The organism is Streptomyces sp. L500 (assembly GCF_054551825.1).
Genome location: NZ_JBTOLC010000002.1, coordinates 194,836 through 214,088 on the forward strand (window position 1 = coordinate 194,836; position 19,253 = coordinate 214,088).

14 protein-coding genes and 1 pseudogene are annotated in these 19,253 nt (G+C 70.4%); 5 read left to right on the forward strand and 10 right to left on the reverse strand.

The features are described from left to right. The first annotated feature begins 100 nt into the window (after positions 1-100). The 4 genes from ACX9I7_RS03760 to ACX9I7_RS03775 are packed head-to-tail and all read left to right on the forward strand — an operon-like array spanning position 101 to position 4,752. Entirely contained in the window at positions 101-2,242 is a 2,142-nt protein-coding gene (locus ACX9I7_RS03760; protein WP_459386479.1) for an oxidoreductase, read from the forward strand. Continuing rightward, positions 2,232-3,293 carry an anthranilate phosphoribosyltransferase gene (gene trpD, locus ACX9I7_RS03765; protein WP_387571536.1) on the forward strand — a complete coding sequence of 354 codons (1,062 nt, stop codon included), beginning with the start codon at positions 2,232-2,234 and terminating at the stop codon, positions 3,291-3,293. Before ACX9I7_RS03760 ends, trpD begins: the two co-directional genes overlap by 11 nt. A gap of 4 nt (positions 3,294-3,297) precedes the next feature. Next, positions 3,298-4,089, forward strand: coding sequence for an indole-3-glycerol phosphate synthase TrpC (gene trpC / locus ACX9I7_RS03770; RefSeq protein ID WP_459386480.1), 792 nt, complete (start codon positions 3,298-3,300; stop codon positions 4,087-4,089). Between the two features lie 48 nt (positions 4,090-4,137). Next, positions 4,138-4,752: a LysE family translocator gene (locus tag ACX9I7_RS03775; protein ID WP_358625527.1), complete on the forward strand. Its 615-nt coding sequence runs from the start codon at positions 4,138-4,140 to the stop codon at positions 4,750-4,752. A 64-nt stretch (positions 4,753-4,816) separates the two neighbouring features. Here ACX9I7_RS03775 and ACX9I7_RS03780 read toward each other — a convergent pair whose 3' ends face one another. From ACX9I7_RS03780 to ACX9I7_RS03825, 10 genes and pseudogenes are all read right to left on the reverse strand, one after another. Beyond that, positions 4,817-5,452: a hypothetical protein gene (locus ACX9I7_RS03780; protein ID WP_459386481.1), complete on the reverse strand. Its 636-nt coding sequence runs from the start codon at positions 5,450-5,452 to the stop codon at positions 4,817-4,819. 33 nt (positions 5,453-5,485) lie between these two features. Next, positions 5,486-9,844 (reverse strand): polymorphic toxin-type HINT domain-containing protein, encoded by a 4,359-nt coding sequence (locus tag ACX9I7_RS03785; RefSeq protein WP_459386482.1) that lies wholly within the window; start codon positions 9,842-9,844, stop codon positions 5,486-5,488. Between the two features lie 190 nt (positions 9,845-10,034). After that, positions 10,035-11,138, reverse strand: coding sequence for a hypothetical protein (locus ACX9I7_RS03790; RefSeq protein WP_387571525.1), 1,104 nt, complete (start codon positions 11,136-11,138; stop codon positions 10,035-10,037). Between the two features lie 123 nt (positions 11,139-11,261). Further along, positions 11,262-11,933, reverse strand: a complete 672-nt coding sequence (locus ACX9I7_RS03795) for an RICIN domain-containing protein (protein WP_387571522.1) — start codon at positions 11,931-11,933, stop codon at positions 11,262-11,264. Positions 11,934-11,968: 35 nt separating this feature from the next. Continuing rightward, on the reverse strand, positions 11,969-12,526 hold the full coding sequence (locus ACX9I7_RS03800) for an RICIN domain-containing protein (RefSeq protein ID WP_387571519.1): 558 nt from the start codon (positions 12,524-12,526) through the stop codon (positions 11,969-11,971). A 44-nt stretch (positions 12,527-12,570) separates the two neighbouring features. After that, positions 12,571-14,097: an AbfB domain-containing protein gene (locus ACX9I7_RS03805; protein WP_459386483.1), complete on the reverse strand. Its 1,527-nt coding sequence runs from the start codon at positions 14,095-14,097 to the stop codon at positions 12,571-12,573. A 293-nt stretch (positions 14,098-14,390) separates the two neighbouring features. Next, positions 14,391-14,581, reverse strand: a pseudogene (locus tag ACX9I7_RS03810) (CorA family divalent cation transporter); the annotation flags it as partial. 116 nt (positions 14,582-14,697) lie between these two features. Then, on the reverse strand, positions 14,698-15,999 hold the full coding sequence (locus ACX9I7_RS03815) for an erythromycin esterase family protein (RefSeq protein WP_459386484.1): 1,302 nt from the start codon (positions 15,997-15,999) through the stop codon (positions 14,698-14,700). An 86-nt stretch (positions 16,000-16,085) separates the two neighbouring features. Next, complete coding sequence (locus ACX9I7_RS03820) at positions 16,086-16,778, reverse strand: CatB-related O-acetyltransferase (RefSeq protein WP_459386485.1); 693 nt, start codon at positions 16,776-16,778, stop codon at positions 16,086-16,088. Between the two features lie 72 nt (positions 16,779-16,850). Further along, positions 16,851-18,323 (reverse strand): MFS transporter, encoded by a 1,473-nt coding sequence (locus tag ACX9I7_RS03825; RefSeq protein WP_387571508.1) that lies wholly within the window; start codon positions 18,321-18,323, stop codon positions 16,851-16,853. Between the two features lie 148 nt (positions 18,324-18,471). Here ACX9I7_RS03825 and ACX9I7_RS03830 point away from each other — a divergent pair, with 148 nt between their 5' ends. Further along, the gene (locus ACX9I7_RS03830) at positions 18,472-19,038 is read left to right on the forward strand and encodes a TetR/AcrR family transcriptional regulator (RefSeq protein ID WP_387571505.1); all 567 of its coding nucleotides are present in this window, start codon (positions 18,472-18,474) and stop codon (positions 19,036-19,038) included. The last annotated feature ends 215 nt before the right edge of the window (positions 19,039-19,253 follow it).

Below are 19,253 nucleotides of genomic sequence, written 5' to 3' on the forward strand. Positions count from 1 at the left end.
ACGGGCTGACGCACAACCGGGCGGCCCGGTCAGGACCCTGACCGGGCCGCCTGTTCCTTGCCATTTCCACAGGAACACCGGCACCTGGAGAACCGTCCGCATGGAGAACCGCACACCCCGCCGCCCCGCCCGCTACGACGTCCTCTTCGAACCCGTACGGATCGGCCCGGTCACCGCGAAGAACCGCTTCTACCAGGTACCCCACTGCAACGGCATGGGCCGGGCCTTCCCCAGCTCGATGGCCGCGATGCGCGGCGTCAAGGCCGAGGGGGGCTGGGGCGTCGTCGTCACCGAGCAGTGCGACATCCACCACTCCGGCAACCACCAGCGCGAGATCAGGATCTGGGACGAGCAGGACCTCCCCTACCTCACCCGGGCCACCGACGAGATTCACCGCCACGGCGCCCTCGCCGGCGTCGAACTCGCCCACAACGGCTCCTACGTCGGCAATCTGGAGAGCCGGACCATACCGATCGCCCCGAGCCTGAAGGCCGTCCGGGGCAACCTCCCCATCACCGCCCGGGCCATGGACAAGGACGACATCCGCGCCGCCCGCCGCTGGCACCGCACGGCCGCGCTCAACGCCAAGCGCGCCGGCTTCGACATCGTCTACATCTACGCGGGCCACGACATGACGCTGCCCGTCCACTTCCTCTCCCGGCGCCACAACCACCGCACCGACGAATACGGCGGCAGCCTCGCGAACCGCGCCCGGCTGCTGCGCGAGCTCATCGAGGACGCCAAGGAGGCCGTCGGCGACACCTGCGCCGTCGCCGTCCGCTTCGGCGTCGACGAGCTGATGGGGCCGCGCGGCATCGGCTCGGAGGACGAGGGCCGTGACGTCGTCGAGATGCTCGCCGAGCTCCCCGACCTCTGGGACGTCAACCTCAGCAACTTCGACAACGACGGCCAGACGTCCCGGTTCAGCGACGAGGGCTTCCAGGCGGAGTACGTCAAGTTCGTCAAGAGCGTCACCAGCAAACCGGTCGTCGGCGTCGGCCGGTTCACCTCGCCCGACACCATGGTCTCCATGATCAGGGGCGGCACCCTCGACCTCATCGGCGCGGCCCGCCCCTCCATCGCCGACCCCTTCCTGCCGAGGAAGATCGAGGAAGGCCGCTTCGACGACCTCCGCGAATGCATCGGCTGCAACATCTGCGTCGCCGGCGACAAGGCGAGTGTGCCGATGCGCTGCACCCAGAACCCCACCATGGGCGAGGAGTGGCGGCGCGGCTGGCACCCCGAGTACATCCCGCCGAAGGACACGGACGACACCGTCCTCGTCGTCGGCGCCGGCCCCGCCGGCCTGGAGGCCGCCCGGGCCCTGGGCCAGCGCGGCTACGACGTGCTGCTCGCCGACCGCCGCCGCGAACTCGGCGGCCGCGTCACCCTGGAGAGCCGGCTGCCGGGGCTGGGGGAGTGGGCGCGGGTGCGCGACTGGCGTCTCACCCAGCTGCGCCGCATGCCCAACGTCCAGCTCCTGCCGGACAACGAGATCACCGCGGAGATGGCCCTGGAGGCCGAGTGCTCGCTCGTCGCCGTCGCCACGGGCGCGCGGTGGCGGGCGGACGGCGTGGGCCGCTACCACAGCTTCCCCATGGACGTACCGGCGGAGACCCCCGTCTTCACCCCGGACGACATCATGGCCGGCCGGCTGCCCTCCGGCCGGGTCGTCGTCTTCGACGACGACCACTACTACATGGGCGGAGTGATCGCCGAGCGCCTCGCCGAGCACGGCTGCGAGGTCACGTTCGTCACCCCCGACAGCCTGGTGTCGTCGTTCACGCAGTTCACGGCGGAGCAGAAGCGCGTCCAGCGGCGCGTGATGGAGAAGTGCGCGGCCGTGCACACCTCGACGGCGCTCGTCCGGGCCGAGTCCGGCGTGGCCGGGCTGGCCTGCGTGTACACGGGCCGTGAGACGGCCGTGAACGTGGACGCGCTGGTGATGGTCACCGGCATGGTGCCGCGCGACGAGCTGTACACCGGGCTGCGCGCGTTCGGCGAGGACGTCCTGGGCGCGGCGGGCATCCGGCGCGTCGTCCGGCTGGGCGACTGCCTGGGCCCGGGGATCATCGCGGCGGCCGTCCACAGCGGCCACCTCTTCGCCCGCACCCTGGACACCGCGATCACCGATGAGACGCCGTACCGGCGGGAGAACGTCGAGCTCGACTGGGACCAGCCGCTGCCGGTGAGCAGCGGGGGTATGTGGGGACCGCGGGAGGGGCAGGGGCATGGACGCTGACGACGCCCGGTTCGAGGAGTTCAAGGACCTGGTCCGGAAGGTGGCCACCGGCGCCACCCTCACCCGCGAGGAATCGGCCCGCGCCTTCGAGCTGATGATGGCGGGCCGGGCGACGCCCTCCCAGATGGGCGGGCTGCTGATGGCGATGCGGATGCGCGGCGAGACCGTGGAGGAGATCACCGGCGGGGTGATCGCCATGCGGGCGCGGATGCGCGGGGTGGCGGCGCCGCCCGGGGCGATGGACCTGCTCGGCACGGGCGGCGACTCGTCCGGCTCGTACAACATCTCCACGTGCGCGGCGCTGATCGTCGCCGGGGCCGGGGTGCCGGTGGCCAAGCAGGGCAACCGGGCGCTGTCGTCGCGCAGCGGCGCGGCGGACGTCCTGCGCGCGCTGGGCGTCCGGATCGACCTGCGGCCCGAGGACGTGGCGCGCTGCATCGCGGCGGCCGGCATCGGCTTCATGTTCGCCCCCGACCACCACCCGGCGACGGGACACGTCCACCCCACCCGCGTCGAGCTCGGCACCCGCACCGTCTTCAACCTGATGGGACCGCTGACCAACCCGGCGGGCGTCCGGCGCCAGATGGTCGGGGTGTTCGCCGAGGAGTGGGTCGAGCCGCTGGCGCGGGTGCTGGGCGAACTGGGCTCGGAGCGCGCCTTCGTCGTCCACGGCTCGGACGGCCTCGACGAGATCACCACCACCGGGCCCACCACCGTCGCCTCGCTGGAGAACGGCACGGTGCGGGTGTTCCGGGTGAGCCCCGAGGATGTCGGACTGCCGCGCGTCTCCCCGGAGTCGCTCAAGGGCGGCGACGCGCGAGCCAACGCCGAGGCGCTGCGCGGCGTCCTCACGGGGGAGAAGGGGCCGTACCGCGACATCGCGGCGTTCAACGCCGCCGCGGCACTCGTGGTCGGCGGCCGGGCGAAGGACCTGAAAGACGGCATGGAGCTCGCCACGGAGTCGATCGACGGCGGGGAAGCGAACCGCAGGCTGGAACGACTGATAACGGAATCGAACCGAACGGAATCGAACCGAAGCGAAGGGGCTTAATCGGATGCCGGACTTCCTCTCAAGGATCGAAGGGGCCAAGCGTGAGGAAATCGCGGAGGCGAAGCGCGACCGTCCCCTCGCGGATCTCGAACGCGAGGCGGCGGCCGCCCCGGCCCCACGCGGTTTCCTGACGGCCGTCGAGCGCCGCGTGGCCCGGGGCGAATACGCCCTGCTCGCCGAGATCAAGAAGGCGAGCCCGTCCAAGGGCCTCATCCGGGCCGACTTCGACCCGCCGCTCATCGCCCGCGCCTATGAGGCGGGCGGCGCGGCCTGTCTGTCGGTCCTCACCGACACGCCGTCCTTCCAGGGCGGCCCGGAACACCTCGCCGCGGCCCGCGAGGCGACGGCGATCCCCGTCCTCCGCAAGGACTTCATGTACGACCAGTACCAGGTCGTCCAGGCGCGGGCCTGGGGCGCCGACGCGATCCTGATCATCATGGCGGCGGTCGACGACGCGGAGGCGAAGGACCTGGAGGACACGGCGTTCGACCTCGGCATGGACGTCCTGGTCGAGGTGCACGACGAGGCGGAGCTGGAGCGGGCCACCCGGCTGCGCTCCCGCCTCCTCGGCATCAACAACCGCGACCACCACACCTTCGAGACGACGCTCGCCACGAGCGAACGGCTGGCGCCCAAGGTGCCCAAGGACCGGGTGATCGTGGGGGAGAGCGGTCTGTCCACCCCCGCCGACCTGGCACGACTCGCTCAAGTGGGCATCTCCGCCTACCTGGTGGGCGAGAGCCTGATGCGTACTCCGGACATCGAGGCGGCGACGCGGGCCCTCCTGACCCGGTAGAAACGTATCGTCACTCGCCACAGAACAGCAGCAAGAGGAGTATGTCCCGTGGGCATCGAATTCCTGGTCACCTCCTTAATCGTGACCGCCTCACCCGGTACCGGCGTGCTCTACACGCTGGCCACCGGTCTCTCGCGCGGCTTCCGCCCGAGCATCGTCGCCGCGTTCGGATGCACCCTGGGCATCGTCCCCCACATGGCGGCCACCATCATGGGCCTGGCCGCCCTCATGCACACCAGCGCCCTGGCCTTCCAGACCTTCAAGTTCCTGGGCGTCGCCTACCTCCTCTACGTCGCGTGGAACACCTGGCGCGACCGCGGCACCCTGAGCGTGGAGGAGCAGGCGGGTGAGCCGCCGTCCCCGGTGCGGGTGATCTGGACGGGCATCCTGCTCAACATCCTCAACCCCAAGCTGACCATCTTCTTCCTGGCCTTCCTCCCGCAGTTCGTCAGCGCGAACGAGGCGCACCCGGTGCCGCGCATGATCGAGCTGAGCGCGGTCTTCATGCTGATGACGTTCGTCATCTTCGTCGGCTACGGGCTGCTCGCCGCCTCGGTCCGCGACCACGTCATCTCCCGGCCGCAGGTCATGACCTGGATGCGGCGCACGTTCGCGGGGGCGTTCGTGGCGCTGGGAGCGAAGCTGGCGTTCACGAACATCTGAGGACGAACGAAAACACCGATGCCCCGCCGGAGGAATCCGGCGGGGCATCGGCTGTTCTTACGGGTCAGTTCTCCCGGAGAAACTCGATTGTTTCGAGTATGAACTCTCCGTATCCGAAGGAATGATTGAGCGCTTCGAAAGAGGACCAGGCATCCGACGGCACGGGGCTGTCGTATGCCGCGTAGGCACGCAAGAGGAACCGGAAGGCGAGTGCGGCACTCACCTCCCTCGCGCAACGCCCGACGGCCGCGATCACGGTCCGAGCGGGCAAGGGCTCGAGCGGGAGCTCCGCCCTGGGCGCCAGTCTCTCGGCGAGCGCCACGACCGCGGACCGCGCGGATTCGGGCGCCGTTCCCGTGGTCGAGAACTCGGCAGCCGACCGCTGTACATACGGCCGCAGCTCATGGTCGATGTCCATCAGCCATGCCCGGCCCCGTGGGGGCTCCACCTCGTTCACCGGAAAGTACGGGTAGAACATCGCCGACACTCTCCACAACGCATGGATTTCGTCGTCCGAGAGCGGCGAGGCCAGCAGCAGGTGTACATCCTCCCGCAGAAGCCGTAGTTCCTCGCGACCGGCCTCGTCGCTTCCGACGAAACCGGCCCACTGGCGCACCACATCCTGAGGGTTCGGCCCGTCGTACCGCCAGTCCATGTGGAACTTTTCCCCCAGCGCTGTCAACCCGAAGTCGAATTCCACTGACGGTTCCTTTCTCGTGCTCATCCGCTCTTGCTACATCGGGTAGGCAGTGTAGATGTAGTAGCCGCCGGGGACGGGCTTGCCGTCCGGTGACTTACCCTTCTCGACCTTCTTGATGAGCACCTGCACCCGGTTGCCGGCCGGCGTTGAGATCGTCTTTGTCGGATCATTGGGGTCCTTCTTGATGACGGTACCCAATGAACCTCCACTGTAATTCTTGACGGGTAGCTCCCTGACTTCCCCGTCACGCATCTTTCGGAGGTTGTTCTGCAGGAACTTCGAGTTCTGCTTGACGACGTCGATGATTGCATCCTGAGCCGTCTTCTCGTCCACCCACGTGGTGACGATGCCGTCCTTTTCGAGCTTCGCCGCTATCCGCTCCGGGGTGGGGTTGATGTGATCCTTGTAGGTGTGTGCCTGATCGGGGAAGCGGCGCTCGGCGGACGCGATGTCGGTGCAGTTGTGGACCAGGGCGTCGGTCGCTCCGACACCCACGTAGTAGGTGTGGAACTCCCCGACGGTCAGGTCGTGGGTGCGCTGGCGCTTGTGGTAGTTGACGACGCCGGTCACCGCGAGGGCCGAGCCGGCGGGGGTGCGCAGCTTGTTGCCGGCGCGCACCTCGCCCGCGTCCACCCACTCCTTGCGGTCCATCAGCCAGAAGGGGTGGTTGGCGGTCGCCGTGATGGTGGCGGACCCCTGCGCCGTGGTGACGGTGAGCCGCGTGAACTCCTTGTCGTCCTCGGTGGTGAAGAAGTTCGTCACCGGCCGTGCGTCGGTCTGCCCGTTCTCCGGGTCCGTGGCGACCACCCGGTCGCCGACGCGGACGTCCTCGATGGGGCGATGCGTTCCATCGGCGAGCAGGACCCGAGTGCCGGGCAGGAAGCTGTGCTTCCTGGGGCAGTCGAGCTTCTTGTAGACCTTTTCGAGGATGTCGTCGGCCTTCTTGACCAGCTTCTTCGCAGCAGCGGACTCCTCGATCATCTTGCCGATGCCGGCGAGGCGCTTGATGGCCTTGGCGATCTCCGGGAACTTCTCGATCGCCCGGAGGGCCTTGCCCCAGGGGAGGTTGTTCACCAGGGTCCAGAAGCACGCCTCGACGTTGCCCTCGCCGAAGCACTTCTTGATGTTGTCGACGTCGAAGTACTCCTTGAGCAGCTCACCGCCGATTTCCATCAGGAAGTCCTCGAAGCCCTTCTCCGAGAGCCCCAGGGCCTTCTCGTACTCCTCGCGAGTGATGCCCTCCTTCTCGAGCTCCTCCATCTCGTCGTCGGTCAGGTCGGTTCCACCGGCCTTGTCGGCGTTGACGGCCTCCTCGCGGGCCTTGCGCTCACGCTCCTTCTGCTCGGCCTCGGCCTTCTTGGCGACCTCGTCCGCTTCCTTGGCGTAGTTGAGGGCGTTGTCGGCCGCTTCCTTCGCCGACGCGGCGTGCTTTTCGGCGGATTCGGCGAGCTTGTTCGCGGCCTCGGCATCTTCCTTCGCCTTGGTGGCCGCGGCCTGGGCGGTGGCGGCTTCGCTTTCGGCGAGGCTGGCGGCGCTGTTGGCGGCCGCGGCGTGCTGGTCGGCCTCGGCCGCGGCACCGCGGGCGCGGGCCGCTTCGGCCTCCGCGGCGTTGGCGGCCTGGCGGGCCGCTGCCGCGTCGGCGTACGCCCGGTTGGCGGCCTCGCGGGCCGCCTTGGCGTCGGCCTGGGCCTGGGCGTCGGCCTGGTTGGCGCGGGCCGCGGCGGCCCGGGCCTTGGCGCCGTCGGCGGCCGCTTCGGCGGCGGACTTCATGGCGGCTGCCATGGAGCGCGTGGCGTCGGCGGAGGAGCGGGCGGCGTCGGCGGCGGCCTTGAAGGCCGGGGCGACCTGGGCATTGGCCCGCTTCGCGGCGGCCTCGGCGGCCTCGGCCGCCTTGACGGCCTCATCGGCCTTGGCCTGGGCGGAGGCGACCTGCTCCGCGCCCATCTCCTGGGCGGCGGTGGCGACCTGGGCGGCGAAGTCGGCGTCGACGTCCTTGCCGGCGAACGGCGCGGTCAGCTCGATCGCGGTGTTCGCCGGGTCGGCGATGCCCGCCGCGCTGGCCTTGGCGGCCGTGGACGCCTGAACGGCGATGCCCGCCTGAAGACGGGCCATCGCCGCCTCACGGGTGGCGGCTTCGGCCTCGTCCTTGGTGCGGTTCGCAGCCTGCAGCGCGTTGTTCGCCTCGATCGCCGCGAGGCCGGCCAGACGGGCCGCCTCGTGGGCGGCGACGCCGGCACGGGCCTCCTGCGCGGTGGCCTCGGCGGCGTTGACGTTCGCGCGCTGGGCGGCGGCGTGGGTGGCGGCGGCCTCGGCCTCGGCACGGTTGGCCGCCGCGTTCGCGGCGGCGGCAGCGGCCTCGGCCTTGTTGGCGGCGGCGTTGGCCCGCGCGGCGTGCGCGGTGGCCTCGGCGGCCGCGGCACGCGCACGAGCGGCCGCACCGGCGGCCTCCGTCGCGGCGGAACGCGCTCGGATCGCCGCACCACTGGCCGTGTCGGCGGCACCCTGCGCCTGACCGGCGGCGGCATCGGCCGTATCGGCGTCCGATCGCGCCGCGGCCGCGGCCGCCTTGGCCTCGACGGAGTACGTGGTGCCCTTGGCGGCAGCCGCCATCGACGCGGTGGCCTCGGCCCGGGACTTCTCGGCATCGGCGTTCCGCCGGGCCTCGTACGACCGGTCCCGGGCCTCGCGGGCCTCGGTCTCCATAGTGCGGGCGTTCGTGTCCGCCGTGGCGGCGATCCCGTCCTGCTTCTCGGCGTCCGCCCGGGCCGCCGCCGCCGTGGCCGCCGCCGCCTGGGCCTCCGCCCGTGCCGCGGACGCCGTGCGGGCCTCGGCCTCCGCGCGCGCCCGGGCCGCGGCCGCGATGTCGCGCTCGCGCTCCGCGCGCGCACGCGCCGCGGCCGCCAGGTCGCGCTCCCGCTCGGCGATGGCGCGCTGCTCGGCGGCGATCCTCGCCTGGCGCTCGGCCTCCTGGTGGGCCTCGCGGGTCTTCTTGGCGTGCTCCCACGCCTCGGCCTCGGCCTGCTCCGCCGCGATGCGCGCCGTGCGCGCACGGGCGGCGGCATCAGCGGCGATCCTGGCCTGCTTCTCGGCGGCCTCGGCGAGCTTCGCCGCGGTGGCGGCGTGCTGTTCGGCGTTGGCACGCCACTGCTTGGCCTGCTGCTCGTGCAGCTCCGCCTGGTTCTTGGCGTTGAGGCCCTTGGCGTCGGCCTCGGTGGCGTCGACCGCGTGCTGCGCGGTCTCGCTCGCCTTCACCGCCGCGTCGGCGGCGGAGGCCATGCCGGAGGCGACCTCGGACCACTGGGCGCCGTAGGTCAGGCCGGTCTCGACCAGGACGTCGGCCTGGACCTTCGCCTGCGCGGCCGCGACCTGCGCCTGCTTGGCCGCCACACCGGCGTTCTCGACCTGGCGGGCGGCCTCGGCCTTGACGTCGTCGTAGGACGACAGCTTCTTGCCGGCGCGGTCGGCCGACAGCATCCGGTCCGCCTGCCGCGCGGCGGCCGCCGCCTGCGTCATCGCGTTCGAGGCGTTCTTCAGCGCCTTGACCGCATCGCCGTGTGCGGCGATGAGCTTGGTGCGCGCCTCGGCCGCGCGCGCCGCCTTCTCGGCCAGCTCGCGCAGCTTCTGCGCGGCCTCCTGCGCCTCCTTCTGGGCCTTTTCGACGGCCGCGCGGGCGTCGGCGTCCTTCTGGGCCGCGATCTGGTAGCCCTTTTCCAGGAACTCCGCGATCTTCGCGTCGTCCTTGGTGTCCAGAGCCGCCTGCGCGGTCTTCTTCACCTCCGGACCACCGGAAGCGGCGAGCATCTCGACGCGCTTGCGGTTCTCCTCCGCGCGCTTCGCCGCGTTCTGCTTGTCCGCCTCGTCACGCTGCTTGGCGATCGCCGCACCGAAGGCCAGGAAGTCGGCCCGGTCCTTCGCGGTCGCCTTCGGTCCCAGGACGCGCTCGACCTCCGCGTTGAAGTACGCGCCGCCCGTCCCGCGGAGTTTCTCGATCTCCGCACGGTTCTTGACGTCCGCGCCGTCCTTCTTCTCCTTCGCGCGCTTGCGGGCCTCGGCCTCGCCATGCGCCAGGAACTCCCGGATCGCGTTCGGGTCGCTGCTCGCGAGGGCCTTCTTCGCGGCCTCGCGGACTTCCTCTTCCGCGTCGAACTCCGCGAAGTCCTCGACCAGCTGCCGGTCACGATCGGCACTGAGCTTGTCCAGCTCCGTACGCGGCGCGGGAGCCGGCCCGGACGACGGCTTCGGCAATGCCGCCGCCAGCTTGTCCAGCGCCGCCAGCGCCTCCTTCGGCGATACGGACGCGGCCTCGGCACGCGCCCTGGTGGCCGCCGTGGCCTCCCCCGTCGTACCACCCAATATCGCGACGACAACGGCCGTGGAAACGGCCTTTCTCATCACTCCGGCCACGTCACCGCGTAGCCGTCCGGCCCTCGGCCGGAATCTACCCATCACGGGAAGAACCCCCCATAGGAAAGAAACAGAAAATGCCCCTGAACCCGCGTACGCGGGCAGGGCGAAGCCGCCGAAGCGGTCGGGAAAATCCGGCCGGCGGGTCAGGCCGGCCGGAAGACATGAAAAGAAGAGGTCAGCCCTTGACGCGGTCCTCGCCGCTGCGGGCGATGTCGAACATGCCCTGCCAGAACGTGAGCGACTTGAGCGCGCCCTCCTGGCCCTGGGCCCAGGTGCTCAGGGTGGTCTCGGCCGACCGGCCGATGTTCTTCCAGAGCTCGTCGGAGCTCTCCTGGGCGGCCTTGGCGATGTTCTTCCAGTTCTCCGCCTGCGCCGCGGCCGCCTCCTGCTCGGCCAGCCACGCCTTGCGCGCGGCCTCGGAGTGGTCGGCCACGGCCTTCCAGGCCCGCTCGGCCTCGGCCCGGGCCTTCGCCGCGTCCGCCGACCCCTTCACGGCCTTCTCCGCCGCGTCGGCCTCCTTGACCAGGCGCGACAGTGCGGCCTGCCGGACCGTTTCCGCATCCGCGATCCGCGTCCGGAATGCCTCCGCGTCCAGCGTCGCGCCCGTCATCCAGCCGTAGCCGAAGAACTCCGCGATGTCCGCGTCCGTGGCGCCGGGTCGCACCGCCCACTGCGCCGCGACCCGCACCTGCTCACCCGGGTCGTGCTCGGCGATGGACGACACGAAGTCCCGGTCCTTCGCGGCGACTTCCAGCTTGTGCCGGGCGTCGGCCTCCCGGGCCGCCCGGTCGCGCTGCTGCGCCTCCGCGTACCCGGTCTTCACGAACGCCGCCTGGTCGGCGGCAGTACCCTTCAGCGCGCGCTCGGCGGCCGACCGCGCCTCGGGAGAGAACTCCACGGTGTGCGTACGCACCACCCGCTCGCAGAAGGCCCTGTTGCGGGACCGGGCGTCCTTCGCCCGCTGTCTGGCGGAGTCGAAGCCGCCGCCGGGCGCCAGCCACTCCGCGATGGCCTCGTCCCCCCGGGTGTTGCGCAGGGCGTTCCACGCCGAGGTCCGCACCTCGGCCGCCGGATGCGTCTTCGCCTGCCCGAGCACGTAGTCACGTGCCTCCTGGGCCGCCGCGGCCTTCGCGAGCGCTGCCTCATCGGTCGGCTGGTCGACCTCGACGGCCGCCGCGACACGCGTGTCCGCCCATGCCGGCGCCACCCCCGCCACCGCGACCCCGCCGGTCAGCATGCCGACCGCCAACGCCTGCGCGACCCACCACTGACGACTCACTCTTCCCCCTCAAGAACGTGTAACTCATTGCAGTCGCCCATACGGAGAGGGACAGCGCCCTGGTCAAGACGCTGTCCCTCCGCGCTGTCTATCCGCCGCACCCGCGCGGCGTGGACCGCGAGGTCACTTGACCGGCTGGATCTTCCACAGCTGGGCGTCGGTCTGGTTGCAGTACCACTGCTGGGCCTTCACGTTGTTCTCCTTGCTGCCCCCGGGGATGTCCAGGCAATAGTCCTGGACGTGCTGGGGACGCAGCTGGAAGAGCTTCTTGTCGTGGTCGACCAGGACGACCTGCCAGCGCTGGTTCCCGCCGCCGTGGCAGTCCCACTGCTGGACGTCGTCGCCGACCTTGGTGCCCCAGTCCTGGATTTCGAGGCACTTGCCGCTGGGCACGGACTGGAACTCGTAGGTGGAGTCCGCGGCGGGGACCATGCGCCACTGCTGGGCGTTGTCTCCGTTGCAGGTCCACTGCTGTGCCTTGGCGCCGTTGTCCTTGGCGCCGTTGTTGATTTCCAGGCACTTCTCGCTGGCCGCGAGCTGCAGGGTGACGACCGCCTGGGGCCCTTGCTGCGCGCGTTCGGCGGCCGCTCGTGCGGCCTCGGCCGCCTTGCGGGCTGCTTCTGCCGCGCGCTCCGCGGCCGACTTGGCGGCCGCGTCGCGAGCCGCCTCGGTGGCCCGGCGGGCGGCCTCGGCGGCGGCGGTGGTGCCACCGTCCGCGTACGCGGTGGTCGCGGCGCCGCCCAGCAGGGCGACGCCGGCGCCTACGGCCAGGGTGGCCCGGATGATCCGAGACATGATGGGATCGGTTTCCTCTCGAAAGTTCTGGGTGCTCAGGCGGACTTGGCCGGCTGGAGACGCCACTTCTGGGCGCCGGAGCCGTTGCAGGTCCACAGCTGCGCGATCGCGCCGTCGTCCTTGCTCGACCCCGAGATGTCCAGGCAGAGGTTCTTGTCCAGAGCATGGGCGGGACGCAGCTCGTACAGCTCGTTGGCGACGTCGACCATCACCAGGCGCCAGCGCTCCTGCGGTGCGGCGTCGACGCACCACCACTGCTGGACGACGGTGCCGGGCTTGACGCCGGCGCTCTCCGCGTCGAGGCACTTGCCGCTGTGCTTGGCGCGCAGCTCGAAGGTGGCGGAGCCGGCGGACACCACGTCGAAGAGCTGGTTCTCCGCGCCGTCGACGCAGGTGGACTGGACGGCGTCGACGCCGTTGCGGAAGCTGGCGTTCGGGATGGTGAGGCACTTGCCGCTGTGCTCGAGCTTGAGCTGTACGGCCGAGGGTGCGGCGGCGCGGGGGGCCTCGTCGGCCGAGGCGGGGGTCACACTGCCGGCGAGCGCGGCGACACCGGCGCCGATGGCGAGGGCGACCCGGGTGATCCGAGACATGGGGAATTCCGTTCTTCTCAAGAGTGGACTGCGCGGGGAGCGGGTCAGCGCGCGAGCGGGGTGGAGATCTTCCACGTCGCGTCCTGAGCGAAGTCCTCCGCGGACTCCCAGCTGTGGTTGCCGCTCTTGTCGGCCGCCCACAGATCGCCCTGGAACTGCCGCAGCCAGCGGCCCGGCTGGCTCGCCGACTCGAAGGACGTCCCGGAACCGGTCAGGCCCTTCTTGGCGCACCAGGTGGCGTCCTTGCGGAACTCCGCGCTGTTGTCGCTCGCGGCCAGCCGCACCCGGAAGTCCTTCTCGATCAGGTAGTGGCCGGGCTTGCGGGCGGACTCGAAGGAGTAGCACCCGGCCTCGTTGGCCAGCGCCGGCACGACGACCCAGGTGGCGTCCTCACGGTCGGCCTGCTTGTCCTTGGCGTCGAGGGGGGCGATGAAGCCCTCGCCCGCGTCCACGCTGGACTGGCGGATGTACCAGCCGGCCAGCTTCGCGTTGGCGGGCTGGAAGGACTGCCGCTTCGCCCGGTACTGGCTCTCCTCCTTGAGGAACGCGGCGACCGCCTCGTCGGTCCCGGCCAGCGCCTTCTTCGCCGCGGCGACCAGGTTCGGGTTCACCCCGGTCTTCTCGGCCGATGCCTGGATCTGGAGCGCGAGCTTCCGGTTGGCGTCGGCGACCTTCTTGCGCAGGGCCTCGGCGTCGCGCTTGTAGGCCTGCTCGGCGCCGGTGTGGATGAACTCCTTCCAGTCCGCCGCGCTGGAGCTCAGCACGGCCTTCTGGGCTGCGGCGTAGAGCTCGGTCTTCCGCGCGTCGGCGGGAACGCCGCGCAGCAGCTCGCGGATGAAGTTGTCGTCGCTCAGGGCCAGCATCGTGTCGGAGGCCGTGACACCGAACAGCGCGGCGGCGTTCTTGCGGGCCGCCAGCTCCTTGCGGCGCTCGGCTTCCTCGCGGTTCTTCTGCTCGAGCTCCTTGAGCTCGTTGGCCACGTCGAGCTTGTGGGCCTCGCGGGCGCCGTTCTTGATGAACTCCTCCCAGGCCTTGGGATCGGCGTCGGCCAGCGCCTTCGCGGCCGCCTTGCGGACCTCCGGCCCGGCGGCCTCGTGCTTCATCACGGCGCGGATGAAGTTCTCGTCGCTGAGGCCCAGCAGGTCGGGGCTGCTCGGGATGCCCACCGTGATCAGGGCCTGGGACTTGGCGTCGCGGGCCGCGCGCTCGGCGTCGGCCTTGGCCTTCTCCCGCTGCTTGTCGAGCTCGTACGCCTCGTGGATGCCGGTGGTGATGAACCGCACGTGGTCCTCGGCGGTTCCACTGACCATGGCGCCCTCGGCGGCCAGGCGCACGTTCTCCAGCCGCTCGCCGCCGTCCCGTGCCTTCTGCCACAGCGCGTGGACGAAGTCGCGGTCGCTGAGGAGCAGGACGTCCGGGCTCGGGTCCAGGTGGACCACGGCCGCGGCGTCGACGCGCTGCGTGTCGGTGGTCGCGATCCCGGCAGCCGCGGCCACCGCCCCCGTGGGCGCCGCGACGGCGAGACCCGGCGCGGCCACCCCGGCGACAGCGGCCAGCGCGGTCGTGGTCACGATCCCACGCATAAGGATCTTTCGCGTGCGCGCAGAGTTGGTCTGACTCTTGTGCATGTTGTGTTGTACCCCCAGTAGCGCCTCGTTCGAGTGACCCGACGAACGGGTGAACGAGGGCGTTGTCTGGGCGCAGTGTTGAAGATCCGAGGATAGGAGTCAAACCGGCCGTGTCCTGATATGATCCGGACGCGATTGGCCTACCCTTTAGGGGGAATTGGGGGGACGGGGGTTGATTTTGCGTTGGGTGATGTGCTTGAAGGTCCTGCGGAACCCTATGTTCCGGTCGGGACCGGTCAGAGCCGGTCGCGCTTCGTGAAGACGAAATACAGGCTGACGCACACCACCGCCATCAGCAGGATCGCGAAGGGGTAGCCGAACACCCAGTGCGATTCCGGCATTTGCTCGAAGTTCTGCCGTAGGTGGTCCCCGCCGGTGTGGGCGCGAACAGGATCGCCGCCTGTGACGAGATCTTCTTGAGGTTGTCGCCCCCGGGGCGCTGACCTGTGGGAATTGCTTGGCGAACCCCTTTGGCCTGCGGCGCTGGATGTTTCCGCTCTTTCGCCGCCCTGAGGGCTTTCCCACCCGGGTCATCGGCCCGTCTCACATGTTTTCGAGGTTGTCGGCAACGGTGGAGGTCGGGGTGTGGAGGATGGCGTCGAACGCCTCGAGGACGGGGGTGTGGAGGTATGCGCTTTGGATCCGGATGCGGTCGGGGCCCGGGGCGGGGTCGGCGTTTCCATGGGCCTCCTGCGGGCGTGCCTGGTGGAGATCGGCGATGCTGAGCCCGAGTTCGGCGTCGGCGAAGGCGGCTTCGATGCTTCCCGGCTCCGCCGGCTCCAGGGCGGTGGCGTCGATGGTGAAGCCGAAGGGTGTGTTCTCGTCGCGGGGCATGTCCGCGGTGTGTCCGGTGGTGCTCGTCAAGCCGAGGGCGAAGTAGTCGTCGCCGAGCGCACGGTGCAGGTGCTGTCCCATGGGGAGCCCCGTGAGGTGGCCGTTGAAGGACACCGGTGTCTTCTGGATGTGGGCGTTGTGAGCCGCCAGCACGACGCGGGTGCCGGGTGGGAAGCGGTCCAGGTGCCACAGGACCGACTCGGCCATGTAGACGTCGCGGGCCGAGGTGTCGGCGGTCAGCCCTTTGCCGGCGAAGAGGTCGGCCATGGCGCGGAAGGTGTAGTCGGCGTGGCAGGCGCCTTCGAGTCGGCGCACGGCGATGTCGTAGCTGTGCTGGTCGCCGCGGGAGACATACAGCGGTTCGACGGAGCGGAACCGGATGAGCAGGCGTGTCAGGGCCGCGCTGAGGGCGTCCTGTTCGGCGGTGGCCAGGCGTGCCCACGCGGGCGCGGCGACGGCCGCAGAGCCACCGGCGAACGATTCGGCGATCCGTATCGCCCCCTGGACGACCGGCAGGGTTTCGGGATCGATCCGGCGAAGGTAGTCGGCGACCGGGACCAGGGCGGGAAGCAAGGAACCACCGGCCGCCGGGATGTCGATGCCCATGAAGCGCACCGGTGTTGAGGCGGTTCGGTTGTGCCGGCGCATCCAGCGCAGCGGCTCGTCGACTCCCACGGGGATCGTCCCGGCGAGGTGCGCCGACAGGTCGTCGTCCGTCCCCTCACCCTGGGCCCATGCGTCGAGGGGGAAGCCTTCGCTGAAGCCGTACTCGAAGGCCAGGACGGTGAATCCGCAGCGCTCGGTCAGGAACCGCAGGATGCGCTCGCGCATGGATGCGAACTCGTTGATGAAGTGGGAACTTTCGCCGATCGCGACGACACGTGCGTCGTCGATGATGGCGCGCAGCGGCTCCAGATCGTCGAGTGGTGTCTCGGGGTCGAGGTGGTCGAGGGGGACGGCGTGGGTGCGAAGCCAGTCGGCGAACGGGTCGTGGTGGGGCGAAGCAGGCATGCTGACAGCTCGATTCTCGGTGCTGGAACGGTGGATCGCGGACAGGGGAGCGGGCCAGTGCGCAGGTCGCCCCGGGCCGGGTTCGTTCAACGGTCCTTGGCGCTGGGGGTCGTTGGGTCCAGATGTTCCGTTTCCATGTGCCCGGGCGCCGCGTTCTCCAGGTCGTCGATGCTGCCGGACATGATCGTGCGGATATGTTCGGTGATGTGCCGCACGGGCCAGTCCCACCACGCCACGGTGAGGAGGCGGGCGGTGTCCGCGGCGTCGTAGCGGGTGCGGATGAGCCGGGCGGGGTTGCCGCCGACGATGCCGTAGTCGGGGACGTCGCCGGTGACCACGGCGCCGGCGGCGATGATCGCGCCGTGCCCGATGCGTACGCCGGGCATGACCGTGGCGCCGTGGCCGAACCACACGTCGTTGCCGACGATGGTGTCGCCCCGGCCGGGCAGGTCGGTGATCAGGTCGAAGTGCTCCGCCCAGGAGCCACCCATGGTGGGGAAGGGGAAGGTGGAAGGGCCGTCCATGCGGTGGTTGGCGCCGTTCATGATGAACCGGGTGCCCGTGCCCAGCGCGCAGTACTTGCCGATGACGAGCCGCTCGGGCCCGTAGTGGTACAGGACGTTGCGCGTCTCGAACGCGGTCGGGTCGTCCGGGTCGTCGTAGTAGGTGAAGTCACCGACCTCGATCAGCGACGATTTCAGCAACGGCTTGAGCAGGACCACGCGCGGGTGCTCGGGCATCGGGTGGAGCACGGTGGGGTCAGCGGGAGTGGGCGGCATCGTGGAGGCGGTTCCTCTCCAGTGGGGGTGGGGCCCGGATACGGCGAAAACGGGCCGTGGGATGATCTCGGTCTAGTGCGGGCTGTTCGCGGATGCCTCGTTCAAGGTGGTGACCACACCTGGACCGGTGGCCCGTTGCGGGGCCGTGGAGCCTTCCGCGACCTTGGACCTCGCGAGCCACAGACCGGTGAATACGGCGGTGGCCAGGGTGACGGCGCCGGCTGCGAGGAAGGCGTTGTCGAGGCCGGTCTCGAAGGAGGCGCCGTCGGCTTGCCGGGTGCGGACGATGGCTCCGAGTATCGCCACGCCGAGCACCGCGCCGATCTGGCGGGTGGTGCTGCTGATGCCTGAGGCGAGGCCGCCTTCCTGCGGGCCGACTGCCTGGATGGCGGCTCCCGTCAGGGGGGACATGGTCAGGGCGAAGCCGGTGCCGACGATCGCCAGCCGCCACCACACGTTCCCGTAGCCGGTGTCGGCGTGCACCGTGCCGAGCGCCAGCAGTCCCAGGCCGGCCAGGGCCAGGCCGGTGGTGACCACGATGCGGTAGCCGTACCGGGCGGCGAGCCGGCCCGCGTACGGGCTGACGATCACCATGGCGAGGGACATCGGCAGGGTCTGCAGGCCGGCGCGCAGGATCGAGCTGCCCTGGACGTACACGAAGAATTGGGAGAAGAAGAACGACGAGCCCATGAGCGCGAACCCGACCACGACCATGGCGGTGTTGGACACGGTGAACAGGCGCTGCCGGAACAGCCGCAGCGGCAGCATCGGCGCGGAGCGGCGCGCTTCGACGGCGACGAAGGCGGCGAGGAGGATCACCGCGGCGGTGAAGCTGCCCAGGATCAGCGGCGAGGTCCAGCCGTGGGCGCCGCCCTCGATCAGCCCGTAGGTCATCGTCCCCACACCCAGAACGGACAGCACCGTCCCCGGGACGTCGATCGCCGGGGCCCCAGGGTTGCGGGTCTCTTCGAGGCTGCGCAGACCGGCCAGCAGGAGGACCGCGCCGATGGGCAGATTGACCAGGAAGATGGCGGGCCAGCCGAAAGCGTCCGTCAGCGCACCACCGGCCACGGGTCCCGCGGCCAGGCCGATTCCGCTGAGTCCGGCCCACAGCCCGATCGCCTTGACGCGTTCCTGCGGCACGGGATAGGCGGCGGCGAGCAGCGCGAGCGAGGCCGGGCTCAGCGCGGCGGCCCCGATGCCCTGCAACACCCGGCCGGTGACCAGCCAGCCGAGCGAGGGCGCGAGGCTGCACAGCACCGACGCGGCGGTGAACACCGCCACGCCGGTCAGGTACACCCGCTTGCGGCCGAACCGGTCGGCGAAGACACCGCCGGACAGCAGCAGCATGGCGACCAGCAGTACGTACGCGTCGACGATCCATTGCAGACCGGTCAGTTGAGTGTGCAGCCGGTGCTGCATATCGGGCAGTGCCGCCCCGACGATCGTGTTGTCGAGCAGGACCATGAACTGGCCCAGGCAGGTCACCGTGAGCAGCACGGCCCGATGTGAACGACTGCCTACGGCCGCGGGCGAAGCCGCCATGGGGATTCCTCTCGATCGTTGGTCGCGCCCGGCCATGGCCGACGGGCCGGTGGTGCACCGGACGCTTTAAAGCAGTCAGTGGCTGCGTTAGGGGACTGTACGAGGCGTCTCCCGTAAACGCAAGTGGCGGCTGCGTTAAGGTAGGGGTATGAACGAGAAGGAGCGGGCCCGGCGGCCCGGCGGGCGCAGCGCCCGCGTCGGCGCGCAGGTGCACCAGGCCGTCACCGAACTGATCAGCGAGCGCGGCTACGGCAACTTCACCGTCGGCGAGGTGGCGGCCCGCGCGGGCGTGGCCGACAGCAGCATCTACCGCCGGTGGGGCAGCCTGGAGACCCTGCTCAGCGAGGTGGCGCTCACCCGTCTCAACGCACGGTCGCCGATGCCCGACACCGGGAGCCTGTCCGGCGACCTGCGCACGTACGCGGCCCAAGTGGCCCGCGAAATCACCGGACCCGACGGTCCGGCGGTGCTGCACTTGGCCGTCGCCCTGTCGAGCAGCGGTCAGCGGGGCCTGCAGGCGCGTGACGACCTCCGCGCCGAACGCACCCGGCAACTGCAGTCCATGCTCGATCGCGCCCGCGACCGTGGCGAGCGCGCACCCGACGCGCTCGACGTGCTGGACCACATCCTGGCCCCGATGTACATCCGCGTCTTGTTCGGCATGGGCCCGCTCACCGCGGACTACATCGACGGGCTGGTCGACCGAATGCTGTGACCTCAGCTCGGTCCCCGCGATCAGCCCTCGGGCAGCGTCGAAGCGGCGGATGTACTCGGTCACGTACGGCGAGACCTGCGCCAGGCCCTCCGGGTCGACCTTCTGTCCTTCGTCCTGCAACTGGCGGAAGATCTCGGCGATGTCGGGGTGCCGGTAAGAACGCTGTCACCAGCCGCAAACGACGAGTGTCACGTGCGGCGACGCGCGGCGGGGTC